This window comes from Streptomyces eurythermus, assembly GCF_014649115.1.
Taxonomy (GTDB): Bacteria; Actinomycetota; Actinomycetes; order Streptomycetales; family Streptomycetaceae; genus Streptomyces; species Streptomyces eurythermus.
In genome coordinates, this window is sequence record NZ_BMSK01000011.1 from 276,127 (window position 1) to 288,305 (window position 12,179).

At 71.0% G+C, this 12,179-nt stretch carries 10 protein-coding genes; 9 read left to right on the forward strand and 1 reads right to left on the reverse strand.

Annotated features, from left to right (window positions below; all coding sequences use genetic code 11):
- The first annotated feature begins 139 nt into the window (after nt 1–139).
- From IE251_RS22440 to IE251_RS22465, 6 genes are all read left to right on the forward strand, one after another.
- Complete coding sequence (locus IE251_RS22440; protein ID WP_189754790.1) at nt 140–625, forward strand: MarR family winged helix-turn-helix transcriptional regulator; 486 nt, start codon at nt 140–142, stop codon at nt 623–625.
- A gap of 5 nt (nt 626–630) precedes the next feature.
- Nucleotides 631–2,106 (forward strand): MFS transporter, encoded by a 1,476-nt coding sequence (locus IE251_RS22445; RefSeq protein WP_229896889.1) that lies wholly within the window; start codon nt 631–633, stop codon nt 2,104–2,106.
- 28 nt (nt 2,107–2,134) lie between these two features.
- Complete coding sequence (locus IE251_RS22450; protein ID WP_189754791.1) at nt 2,135–3,811, forward strand: CocE/NonD family hydrolase; 1,677 nt, start codon at nt 2,135–2,137, stop codon at nt 3,809–3,811.
- 35 nt (nt 3,812–3,846) lie between these two features.
- A complete protein-coding gene (locus tag IE251_RS22455) occupies nt 3,847–4,827 on the forward strand; it encodes a quinone oxidoreductase family protein (RefSeq protein ID WP_189754792.1) in 981 nt (326 codons plus the stop codon).
- Between the two features lie 82 nt (nt 4,828–4,909).
- Nucleotides 4,910–5,818 carry an NmrA family NAD(P)-binding protein gene (locus tag IE251_RS22460; protein WP_189754793.1) on the forward strand — a complete coding sequence of 303 codons (909 nt, stop codon included), beginning with the start codon at nt 4,910–4,912 and terminating at the stop codon, nt 5,816–5,818.
- Between the two features lie 576 nt (nt 5,819–6,394).
- Nucleotides 6,395–7,321, forward strand: coding sequence for a sensor histidine kinase (locus tag IE251_RS22465; protein ID WP_189754794.1), 927 nt, complete (start codon nt 6,395–6,397; stop codon nt 7,319–7,321).
- 270 nt (nt 7,322–7,591) lie between these two features.
- Here IE251_RS22465 and IE251_RS22470 read toward each other — a convergent pair whose 3' ends face one another.
- Complete coding sequence (locus IE251_RS22470) at nt 7,592–8,197, reverse strand: response regulator transcription factor (protein ID WP_229896890.1); 606 nt, start codon at nt 8,195–8,197, stop codon at nt 7,592–7,594.
- A gap of 306 nt (nt 8,198–8,503) precedes the next feature.
- Between IE251_RS22470 and IE251_RS22475 the strand changes: the two genes are divergently transcribed.
- From IE251_RS22475 to IE251_RS22485, 3 genes are all read left to right on the forward strand, one after another.
- Complete coding sequence (locus IE251_RS22475) at nt 8,504–9,400, forward strand: MBL fold metallo-hydrolase (protein ID WP_189754795.1); 897 nt, start codon at nt 8,504–8,506, stop codon at nt 9,398–9,400.
- Between the two features lie 91 nt (nt 9,401–9,491).
- The gene (locus IE251_RS22480; RefSeq protein WP_189754796.1) at nt 9,492–11,084 is read left to right on the forward strand and encodes an acyl-CoA carboxylase subunit beta; all 1,593 of its coding nucleotides are present in this window, start codon (nt 9,492–9,494) and stop codon (nt 11,082–11,084) included.
- 231 nt (nt 11,085–11,315) lie between these two features.
- Nucleotides 11,316–12,179: ATP-binding protein (locus tag IE251_RS22485; RefSeq protein WP_189754853.1), on the forward strand; the 864-nt coding region annotated here is incomplete at its 3' end.

The following is a 12,179-nucleotide window of genomic DNA, read 5'->3' on the forward strand; positions in this document are numbered from 1 at the left end:
GACTGCGGTACGGCGACGCTCGCAAGCCTGGCTCGCAGTCGGCTGGAGGCCGGATCGAGCAAGAACGTACTTGCCAGAGACCGGACCACCGAGTAATAGTTGGTTTGTCACAACCAACCGAGCGGGATCGGTGCCGGACATGGGACGCACGTCAGCCAATCCACCAGAGGGACCGGACGAGCAGCGCGAGGCCTCCGGTGAGGTGGCGTCGGCCCTTGCCGTGGTGGGGAACTGGATGTTCTCCACGGCGGCCAGGCGCCGCATCATGGCGGCCTCCGGTCTCGAACTGTCCCTCGGGGACTACACGCTGCTCGCCCAGATCTCCCAGCACGCACCCGTGCGGCTGTCGGTCCTCGCGGACCTGATGGAGGTCGACAAGTCCACGCTCACCCCGCCCGCCAAGCGGCTCCAGGCCCGCGGCTTCATCGTCCGCGAGCCCGACCCGGCGGACGCCCGCGCCCAGCTGGTGAGCGTCAGCCGGGCCGGCAAGCAGGCCGTCCGCAAGCTCTGGCAGGCCCGGGCCGCCATCGTGGCGGAGCTGATGGAGGACTGGAGCACCGCCGACATCAAGAGCCTGGCCACCCATCTGGCGGCCTTCGCCGAAGCGATCGAGAAGAAGGGGTAGGGACCGTGACCCACTTAGGGACCCAGGACGGCACGAGCGGCGGTGCGGCCACCGCGGCTCCCGGCACCCCGCCGTCCCCGGGCCGCACCGCACCGCCCTGGGTGATCGTCACCCTCGCCTGTCTCGGCCAGTTCATGGTGCTGCTCGACGTGTCCATCGTGAACGTCGCGTTACCGTCCATCCAGAGCGGCCTCGGCTTCAGCGACACCGGCCTGCAATGGGTCGTGAACGCCTACACGCTCGCCTTCGCCGGCTTCCTCATGCTCGGCGGCCGGGCCGGCGACCTCCTCGGCCGCAAGCGCGTCTACATCGCCGGCATCGCCGTGTTCACCGCGGCGAGCCTGGTCGGCGGACTCGCGGGCACCCCCGGCGTGCTGATCGTCGCCCGTGTCGTGCAGGGCGTCGGTGCCGCCTTCCTGTCGCCGATCACCCTCGCCCTGCTCACCACCACCTTCCCCGAAGGGCCCAAACGGGCCTCCGCGCTGGGTCTGTGGAGCGCGGTGGCGGGCGGCGCCGGCGCGGTCGGCTCCATCGCCGGCGGTCTGCTCACCGGCTATCTGTCCTGGCGCTGGATCCTCCTGGTCAACATCCCCATCGGCATCGCGCTCATCGCGGGATGCCTGCGCTACCTCGACCACCGGCGCAGCGAGGGGCCGCGCCGGCTCGACATCCTGGGCGCCGCCACCGTCACCCTCGCCCTCCTCGCCCTCGTCTACGGCATCGTCAACACCGCGTCGTACGGCTGGACTTCACCGCAAGTGCTGCCACCGCTGATCATCGGCCTGGTGCTGCTCGCGCTGTTCTGCTTCGTCGAAGAGCGCGTCGCCAAGGTCCCGCTGATACGGCTCGGCCTGCTGCGCGCCCGCTCGGTGGCCGGCGGCAATCTGGTGGGACTGCTGATGAACGCCGCGTTCCTGTCGATGTGGTACTTCGTCTCGCTGTACCTGCAGAACGTGCGCGGCTACAGCCCCGTCCAGGCCGGGCTCGCCTTCCTGCCGCACACGCTGATGGTGATGACCGGGGCGCGGCTCAGCTCCCGGCTCATCTCCAAGGCCGGCACCCGTCCGCTCATCCTAGCCGGTGCCCTCAGCGCGCTCGCCGGCTTCGTGTGGCAGTCCCAGCTCGGACCGCACAGCGACTTCGTCCTGATGGTCGTGCTGCCCGGCATGCTGATGGCGCTCGGCGTCGGACTGGTCTTCACCCCCGTCGCCGCGGCGGCCACCTCCGGGGTCGCGCCCGCCGACGCCGGAGTGGTCTCCGGACTGCTCAACACCTCACGCCAGATCGGCGGCGCCCTCGGCCTCGCCATCCTCACCACCATCGCGACGAGCCGTATCCAGTCGCTCTCCGGTGACACTCAGCCCACCCCGGACAACCTGGTCTCCGGCTACGGCCTGGCCTTCCTGGTGGCCGCGGCCTTCGTGGTCCTCGGCGCGGCGTCGGCACTCGTCCTGCCACGCGTCGCCAAGAACCGCTCCTGACGGCCGACCTTTCTACAAGGAGACCTCGTTGAGCAGCGACAAGCACCGACTGACCTACCCGCACCTGCACTTCCGCGAGCCCAACCCGCTCGCCGACGGCAACTACCCGGGATTCGCGCCGGGATCGCGCGTCGCCGACGGGATGCGCATCGACCGCGACGTGGAGATCCCGGTCCGTGACGGCAGCGTCCTGTACGCCGACGTGCACCGGCCCGCCGACCCCGGCACGGCACCGCTGCCCGTGCTGATCTCCTGGGGCCCCTACGGCAAGCACGGCGGCCGCAGCACCGCTCCCAGCCGCAGCGCCGCCAGCGGTGTCGACCCGTCCTGGGTCTCCCCGTACGCGGCGATCGAGGCCCCGGACCCGCTGTTCTGGTGCCGCCACGGCTACGCGGTGATCTACATCGACCCGCGCGGCACCTGGAGCACCCCCGGCGACTACACCCTCGCCTCGGAGCAGGAGGCGCAGGACTTCCACGACGCGATCGAGTGGGCCGGCACCCGTGACTGGTCCAACGGCAAGGTCGGGCTGTCCGGTGTCTCGTACCTGAGCATCGCCCAGTGGCGGGTGGCCGCGACCAGGCCGCCGCACCTGGCCGCCATCAACCCGTGGGAGGGCCTGACCGACTTCTACCGGGACATCGCCTACCACGGCGGCATCCCGGAGACCGGCTTCATGGAGGTGTTCGCCCGGCACAGCCTCGGCTACTCCTCCACCCGCGTCGAGGACCTGGAGCGCCTCGCCCCCGAGCACCCCTTCGACGACGCCTACTGGGACGCCAAGCGGGCGGTCCTGGAGAACGTCGAGGTGCCCGCGTACGTGGTCGCCAGCTGGTCCAACCAGGGCCTGCACGGCCGCGGCACCCTGGAGGGCTTCAAGCGCATCTCCTCGGCCCACAAGTGGCTGGAGGTGCACGGCCGCAAGACCTGGGAGTACTACTACCGGCCCGAGAACGTCGCCAGCCAGCTGAAGTTCTTCGACTGGGCACTCAAGGGCGAGGACAACGGCTGGACCGAGCGGCCGAAGGTGCTCACCGAGGTGCGCGAACGGGCGAACGCCGGCTATGTCGCACAGGAGCGGGAGTGGCCCATCGCCCGCACCGAGTACGTGCCGCTGCACCTGGACGCGGCCACGGGCACCCTGGCCGACAAGCCGCCGCTGGCCGAGGCCGAGGTGAGCTACCCGGTCCAGGACGGCGACGGGGTCGGCGGGACCCGCTTCACCTACCGGTTCACCGAGCGGACCCGGCTCACCGGCCACGCCAAGCTGCGGCTGTGGCTGGAGGCGCGGGGCTCCGACGACGCCGACGTCTTCGTCGCGCTGCGCAAGAGGGACGCCTCGGGCGAGGAGGTGCCGTTCCCGTTCTTCGCGCTGTACGACAACGGCCCCGTCGCCCTCGGCTGGCTGCGGGCCAGCCACCGGGCCCTGGACGAGCAGCGCTCCACTCCGTGGCAGCCCTGGCACCCGCACGACCGCGAGGAGCTCCTCGAACCCGGCGTCCCGGTCGCCCTCGACATCGAGATCTGGCCCTCGTCGACGCTCTTCGAGCCGGGCGAGAGCCTCGAGGTCGTCGTCCAGGCGGGCGATGTCGTCACCGGCGTACTGCCCGGACACCGCGTCACCCGCAACGCGGGCGACCACATCATCCGCACCGGCGGCCGGTTCGACAGCCATCTGCTCGTCCCCGTCGTCGCGGACGAGTAATCCGTACACGATTCACCAAGAAGGAGTGAGGACAGGTGCGTGCCGTCCTGCTGAAAGATTTCGGTCCTCCGGACCGGCTGACCGTGGCCGAGGTACCCGACCCGCGCCCCGCCCGGGGCGAGGTGACGATCCGCGTCGCCGCCGTCGGCATCCAGTTCCTGGAGACCCAGGTCCGCTCCGGCATGATGCGCGGGGCCCTGGGCGGCGCGCCCCTTCCCGTGATCCTCGGCAAGGAGATCGCGGGCGAGGTCATCGAGGCCGGGGCGGGCGTCGACACCGCGCTCGTCGGCAGCCGGGTGCTCGCCACGACCGGCGGTGTCGGCGGCTACGCCGAACTCGCCACCGCGCCCGCCGATGAGCTCGTCCCGGTGCCCGACGGGCTGGACTTCCGCGACGCCGTCGCGCTCTACCGCTACGGTGCCACCGCCCGCGGCCTGATCGACGCCGCACGCGTCGGCGCGGGCGACCGCGTCCTGGTGCAGGCCGCCGCCGGCGCCGTCGGCACGATCCTCGTCCAGCTGCTCAAGCGGGCCGGCGCGACGGTGATCGGCACGGCCCGCGGCGCCGCGAAGCTCGGCCTCGTCAAGGAGCTGGGCGCGGACCACGTGATCGACTACTCGCTGCCGGGCTGGACCGACCAGGTGCGCCAGGCCGCCGGGGGCGCCGTCGAGATCGTATACGACCACGTCGGCGGCGAACTCGGGCGCGAGTCCTTCTCGCTGCTCGCCCCCGGCGCCGGCCGGCAGATCGTGTTCGGCTTCTCCAGCGGGCAGCCGCTCGACGTGAAGCCCATGGAGCTGTTCGGTCGCGGCCTGACCCTGACCGGCTTCAGCGCGGGCCTCATCTGGAACCGGCCCGCGTTCGCCCGCGAGCTGGTCACCGACGTGCTCGGCCTGGCGGTCGCCGGCGAGATCAAGCCGGTCATCGGCCAGAGCTACCCGCTGGAGCGGGCGGCCGAGGCGCATGCCGCCGTGGAGGCGCGCAGCACCATCGGCAAGACCCTGCTCATCCCGTGAACCACTCTCCGCAGCACGCACCTTGCGCACAAACGTCCGGGCCGGCCGAGGCCCGGGTCTTACCGAGGAGAACGACAACACCATGACCACCGCATCCAAGATCTTCGTGGCGGGCGCCACCGGCCTGCTCGGCGGTCAGATCGTCAGCAACCTGCTGGACAAGGGCGCCTCCGTGCGCGCGCTGGTCCGGCCGGGCACCGACGGCGACAAGAAGGCCGCCCTCACCGCGCTTCAGGCCCGTGGCCTGGAGCTCGTCGAGGGTGACATCACCGACCCGGTGGAGAAGCTGGCCGCCGCGATCGGTGACGCCACGACCGTGGTCTCGGCCATCCAGGGCGGCCCGGACCTGATCATCGACGGCCAGGTGAACCTGGTGCGCGCCGCCGAGCAGGCCGGTGCCCGCCGTTTCATCCCGTCCGACTTCGCGATCGACATCACGAAGCTGGACGACGAGGACAACGTCATGATCGGCTGGCGCCGGCAGGCCGCGGCCGCGTACGGTGACACCAGCCTCGATGTGATCTCCGTGCTCAACGGCGCGTTCTACGAGGTCATGATCGGCTTCATGGGCCTCGTCGACTGGGAGGCGGGCACCGTCTCCCACTTCGGCGACCCCGACCAGCCGCTCGACATGACCTCGGTCCCCGACACCGCCGCCTTCACCGCCGCGGTCGCCCTCGACCCGGAGGCCAAGGGCACCCAGCGGTTCGCCGGTGAGGTGCTGTCGATGCGCCAGTTCCACCAGACCCTGGAGCGGGCCACCGGCCGCAGCCTGGCCCTGAAGCACCTCGGCACCGCCGACGAGTTGCGCGCCGAGATCACCCGGCAGGCCGCCGCCACCCAGAACCCGTTCGAGTACGTGGGTCTGCAGTACCAGTGGTGCATGGTGACCGGCAAGGGCAAGTTCGACACCCTGGACAACGCCAAGTACCCGCAGGTGAAGCCTCGTTCGCTGGAGGACTTCGTCCGGGAGGCCGCGCCCAAGGCGTGACCCAGGCACCGCCGGTACGACGTGACCGGTGCGGCGGTCGTCGCCGTACCGGCGGTCACCGGGGCGGCGGCCTGCCGCGGCGGTGGGAATCCCCCGCTCACCGCCGCGGTTCGCCGCCGCCCCGGCTCCTTGTGCTCATGTCCCGGCCGGATACAGGACATTCACACAAAATATACCGGTGAGTCGGTTCGGTAAGAGGCGTGCCTCCCGCCCTGCCGCCCGGCGATCCGGCGGACTGTTCATCCGGCAATCGACCGACGTCCGCCCTGACGTCCTCGAAAGGTGGTGCCCTGGGCTGCGGGGAGAGGACAGGTGACCGTTGACGAACCGTGAGACCGGTTTGTAATTTCGTGACCTGCCTCTACAAAAAATACAGGAGGTCCGGATGGTTATGCACGATCTCTACGGTTTGACCACCTGTACCCGGGGGCTGTCCCCCAGCGTCATGGCGTGTATCGGCCACCCCGTCCGAGCCGTATTAGGCAGGGCCAGGTGATCTCTCACATCGCGCGCAGAAAATGTGCGACACGCCTGGTTCCAGTGGTGATCGTCATGGTGCCGGCCGCGGGAGCGGCCATGGTGGCCGACGCCCCCCTGTGGGGCGGCCACGGAATACTGCGGGGCGTGGTGGCCCTGCTGACCGTATTGATGTACGCGGGCCTCCCGGCCCTGCTGGTCATGGATGCCTCGAGCTGTAGACCGCGCCGCCTGTCCGCTTGCCTGGCACTGCTGCCCGCGCTCGCGGTGACGCCGTTGCTGGTGGTCATGCCGGGCGCGCTGAGCTACCCCATGCTGGCCCTGGTCGTGTCGGTGGTGGCGCTCGACTGCCGGCGCCGTATCCGGGAGCTGCTCTGGGCCCAGCAGCGCAGAATCGTCGAGGAACGGAAGCGGACCCTGCGCGAGAACCGCCAGCTGCGGCGCGATGTGCACGACGTGCTCGGTTACAGTCTGTCGGCCATCACGGTCAAGGCGGAACTCGTCGACCGGTATCTGGTGGAGAACGACCCACGGGTCAGGGAAGAGGTGGCCGAGCTGCTGGCACTGTCCCGCAGGACGCTCGCCGAGATGCGCTCCTTCTCCTCGGCCGCGCGGCGGCTGTCCCTCGGCGTCGAACTCGCCTCCGTGCGCCGGGTGCTGGCGGCGGCCGGCGTGGAAACCCTGGTCTACGGCGACGCCTCGGAGGTGCACGATCCGGCGCTGGGCGCGGCGCTCTCGCTCGTGCTGCGCGAGGGCGCGACCAACATCCTGCGCCACAGCCGGGCCGGCCTCTGCCGGATCACCCTGAGCTGCGAGGACGACACCGTCGTGCTACGGCTCTCCAACGACGGTCACATGGGCGAGTTCGAGGGCGGTGAGCCACTGGGCACCGGCCTGGCGAGCCTCTCCTCCCGGCTCACCGCGTTCGACGGCACGCTGACCTGGACACACGAGGGGGGTTGGTTCCATCTGACCGCCCGTGCTCCGCAGTCCGTCGCGGCGTACGGAACATATGCGGCGACCTGAGCGGTGCGGGCCGCGCCGCGCGGCACCCGAAGACTTGCCGAGGTGCCCGGTCCGCCGGGCCCCGGCAGGGCTTTGGCCGTGGTGGGTACGGCGGTTGGCCGTGGCGGGCCGCAGCGTCTGACCGTGGCGGGCCGCGGAGTTCGGCCGCGGTGGGGTACGGCGCTTGGGCCGCGCTGGGCTGCGGAGGCCTGGCCGCGACGGGCTGCGCTCCGGCCGCAGCAGGCTGCGGAGGTTCGGCCGCGGAAGGTACGGCGCTTGGGCCGCGATGGGCTACAGCCAGCCCGCCTGTTCGGCGATGCGCACGGCGTCCAGCCGGTTGCGGGCGTGGAGTTTGTTGACCGAGGACGCGAGGTAGTTGCGGACGGTCCCGGTCGACAGGTGCATACGGCGGGCTATCTCGGCGGGGTCGGCGCCGGTGGCCGCCTGGCGCAGCACTTCCGTCTCGCGCGGAGTCAGCGGACTGACGTCGCTTTCCCAGGAGGCCAGCGCGAGTTCGGGGTCGATGACGCGACCGCCGGCGGCGATCCGCCGGATGGCCGTGGCCAGTTCTTTCGGGGGCGCTTCCTTCAGCAGATAACCGCTCACGCCCGCGGCCATCGCCCGTTGCAGGGCTCCGGGCCGGCCCAGCGCCGTCAGGACCAGTGTGCGACACTGCGGTAACTGCTCGTGCAGGGCCGCGGCGGCGCTCAGTCCGTCCAGTCCCGGCAGGTCGATGTCCACCACGAGGACATCCGGGCGGTGCTCCAGCGCCGTCGGCACGACGGCGTCCCCCCGGCCCACTTCGGCCACGACCTCGATGCCGCGCTCGCCCGCCAGCAGGGCCACGAGGGCACCACGGATCATCTCCATGTCCTCGGCCAACATGACTCGTATCACGTTCCGCCCCCCACCTCAGGGCGGTCGGCCCCTGAGTAACTTGATCATACACAGCGCTTGTTCCGAGCGAGTAAACGCTTTCTGACGGTATGTGAGGATTCGGGCAGCCGGTCGCGCGCGGCACGCACCGTCCGCTCCAGGCGTGCTCGACGGGCGCTCGAGACACGCTCCAGGCGCGCTCGTGGCGGCTGTGCGAAGGGGGCGGACGACGGCGGCGAGCAGGCGCTTGAGCGGGACTGCCGGTGGGCCTCGAGCCGGGGGCGCCAGGGTCGTGGTGAGAGCGGAACGACCCACCGAGGAGAGAGCATGCCTCCGTACCTGACGGAAATCGCCGACGACGTCTACGCCTACGTCCAGCCGGACGGTGGCTGGTGCCTGAACAACGCCGGTCTCGTCGTGGCGGAGGGAGAGTCCCTGCTGATCGACACCGCGGCGACCGAGCGCCGGGCCCTGGCGCTGCGCGAGGCCGTCAAGAGTGTCAGCCCCGCGCTGCCCCGGCTGCTGGTCAACACCCACTCGCACGGCGACCACACCTTCGGCAACTACCTCTTCCCCGAGGCCGCCGTCGTCGGGCACCGCGGCACCCGCACCGAAGTGACCCAGGTCGGCAAGCATCTGACGACGCTGTGGCCGGACGTGTGCTGGGGCGATCTCGAACTGCGCCCGCCCGAGGTGACGTTCGAGGACCGGCTCACCGTGCACGTCGGCGACACGGAGGCCCAGGTGCTGCACCTCGGTCCCGCCCACACCGGCAGTGACGTCGTGGTGTGGCTGCCCGGCCGGCGCGTGCTGTTCACCGGGGACATCGTGATGTCCGGAGCGACACCGTTCTGCCCGATGGGCTCGGTGGCCGGCTCGCTGGACGCCGTGCGGGCGCTGCGCGACCTGCGGCCCCGCGTGGTGGTGGCCGGGCACGGGCCGGTGGCCGGCGAGGAGCTGCTGGACACCACCGAGGGCTATCTCCTGCTGCTCCAGCGTCTCGCGAAGGAGGGTGTGGCGGCGGGGGCCACCGTCCTGGACGTGGCCCGTGAGGCCGAACTCGGCGCTTACGGCGAGCTGTTGGACGCCGAGCGGATCGTCCCGAACCTGCACCGCGCCTATCTCGAGGAGCGCGGGGCCGAGCGCGGCTGCCCGGTGGACATGCCGGCACTGTTCGCGGAGATGGTGGAGTTCAACGGCGGTCTGCCCGCCTGCCACGCCTGACCCCGGCTTCCAGACGGTTTCCAGGACGGCTCTAGCCACCGGGCACAGCCTCGCATGACCGCTTGTACGACCTTCCAGAAGGGGGCGGCACATGAGCACCGTTGAAGAACGGCCGTTACCGACGGCCCACTTCTCATCCCTGAGCGCCCGCACGGCCGAACTCGCCCAGGTCCGCGAGGCCGTGCGCCTCGGGCCGGGCGAGGCGGCCACCGCGGCGCAGCACGCCAAGGGCAAACTGACCGCGCGCGAGCGACTGGCACTCCTCTTCGACGAGGGCGAGTACACCGAGGTCGAGGGGATGCGCCGGCACCGGGCCACCGGGTTCGGGCTGGAGACGAAGCGACCGTACACCGACGGCGTGGTCACCGGCTGGGGGACGGTGCACGGCCGTACCGTCTTCGCCTACGCGCACGACTTCCGCATCTTCGGCGGCGCGCTCGGTGAGGCCCACGCCGAGAAGATCCACAAGATCATGGACCTGGCCGAGAAGGCCGGTGCGCCCATCGTCGGCCTGTGCGACGGCGCGGGTGCCCGCATCCAGGAGGGCGTGACCGCGCTGGCCGGCTACGGCGGCATCTTCCAGCGCAACGTGCGCAACTCCGGCGTCATCCCGCAGATCTCGGTGATCCTGGGGCCGTGCGCGGGCGGTGCCGCGTACTCCCCGGCCCTCACCGACTTCGTGTTCATGGTGCGCGGCACCTCGCAGATGTTCATCACCGGTCCCGACGTGGTCCAGGCCGTCACCGGCGAGCAGATCACCCAGGACGCGCTCGGCGGTGCCGACGCGCACTCCACGCTCTCCGGTGTCGCGCACTTCGCGTACGACGACGAGCGGGCCTGCCTGGAGGACGTCCGCCACCTGCTCTCGATGCTGCCCGCCAACAACCGGGAACGCCCGCCCGCCGAACCGGCCGACGATCCCGCCGACCGCACCAACGAGGCGCTCTACGACCTGGTGCCCGCCGAGCCCGGCCGGGCGTACGACATGAAGCAGGTCATCGGCGAGATCGTCGACCACGGCGAGTACTTCGAGGTCCACGAGACCTGGGCCACCAACATCATCTGCGCGTTCGCGCGTCTGGACGGCGAAGTCGTCGGCATCGTCGCCAACCAGCCCGCCGCCCTCGCGGGGGTCCTGGACATCGAGGCGTCGGAGAAGGCCGCCCGGTTCGTGCAGACCTGCGACGCGTTCAACATCCCGCTGGTCACCCTCGTCGACGTGCCCGGCTTCCTGCCGGGTGTCGACCAGGAGCACGGCGGGATCATCCGGCACGGCGCGAAGCTGCTGTACGCGTACTGCAACGCGACCGTGCCGAGGATCTCGCTGACCCTGCGCAAGGCGTACGGCGGTGCGTACATCGTCATGGACTCCCGCTCCATCGGCACCGACCTCGCCCTGGCCTGGCCCACCAACGAGATCGCGGTGATGGGCGCGGAGGGGGCGGCGGGCGTCGTCTTCCGCAAGGAGATCGCGGCGTCCGACGACCCCGAGACGACGCGCCGGGAGCGGATCGAGGAGTACCGCACCCAGCTCATGCACCCCTACTACGCCGCCGAGCGCGGCCTGGTGGACGATGTGATCGACCCGGCCGAGACACGGTCCCGGCTGATCGAGGCGCTGGCCATGCTGCGCCACAAGCACGCCCCCCTGCCCACCCGCAAGCACGGGAACCAGCCCCAGTGAGCGCCGGCCGGCCGCTCGTCGTGGTGGCACACGGCAGTCCCGGCACGGATGAACTGGCCGCGCTGGCAGCGGTGTTGCTGACCATTTCCCGCGGTTCCGGGGGCACGTCGGCACCGCCGCGCCCCGCACTCGCCTGGTGCCGGGCCAACCCCGCCCATGGATCCGCCGTCGCCTGGGCGGCCGCAACGCGGCCCGCCTGGACGTCTTCGTCGTGAGAGGACACACGTGAGTCTGCGTAAGGTGCTCATCGCCAACCGTGGCGAAATCGCTGTCCGCGTGGCCCGGGCCTGCCGGGACGCCGGGATCGCGAGTGTCGCCGTCTATGCCGACCCGGACCGGGCGGCCCTGCATGTCCGCGCGGCGGACGAGGCGTTCGCGCTGGGGGGTGACACCCCGGCCACCAGTTACCTGGACATCGAGAAGGTGCTGCTGGCCGCCAAGCAGTCCGGTGCGGACGCGATCCACCCGGGTTACGGCTTCCTGTCCGAGAACGCCGAGTTCGCCCAGGCGGTCCTGGACGCCGGGCTGATCTGGATCGGCCCGCCGCCGCAGGCCATCCGTGACCTGGGTGACAAGGTCGCCGCCCGGCACATCGCCCAGCGCGCCGGTGCCCCGCTGGTGGCGGGTACGCCGGACCCGGTCTCGGGTGCGGAGGAGGTCGTGGCCTTCGCGGAGGAGCACGGTCTGCCGATCGCGATCAAGGCCGCGTTCGGCGGTGGCGGGCGCGGTCTGAAGGTCGCCCGCACCCTCGAAGAGGTCCCCGAGCTGTACGAGTCCGCCGTGCGCGAGGCGGTCGCCGCGTTCGGCCGCGGCGAGTGCTTCGTGGAGCGGTATCTGGACCGGCCGCGGCATGTGGAGACGCAGTGCCTGGCCGACAAGCACGGCAACGTCGTCGTGGTCTCCACCCGTGACTGCTCCCTGCAGCGCCGTCACCAGAAACTGGTGGAGGAGGCGCCCGCACCGTTCCTGTCCGACGCTCAGATGGCGGAGTTGTACCGGGCGTCGAAGGCCATCCTGAAGGAGGCCGGGTACGAGGGCGCGGGCACGTGTGAGTTCCTGGTGGGGCAGGACGGCACGATCTCCTTCCTGGAGGTC

What these genes read in the sequence shown, in the direction of transcription:
- IE251_RS22480 (WP_189754796.1), top strand. Translation starts at nt 9,492, where the DNA reads ATGAGCACCGTTGAAGAACGGCCGTTACCGACGGCCCACTTCTCATCC.
- IE251_RS22440 (WP_189754790.1), top strand. Translation starts at nt 140, where the DNA reads ATGGGACGCACGTCAGCCAATCCACCAGAGGGACCGGACGAGCAGCGC.
- IE251_RS22460 (WP_189754793.1), top strand. Translation starts at nt 4,910, where the DNA reads ATGACCACCGCATCCAAGATCTTCGTGGCGGGCGCCACCGGCCTGCTC.
- IE251_RS22475 (WP_189754795.1), top strand. Translation starts at nt 8,504, where the DNA reads ATGCCTCCGTACCTGACGGAAATCGCCGACGACGTCTACGCCTACGTC.
- IE251_RS22465 (WP_189754794.1), top strand. Translation starts at nt 6,395, where the DNA reads ATGGTGGCCGACGCCCCCCTGTGGGGCGGCCACGGAATACTGCGGGGC.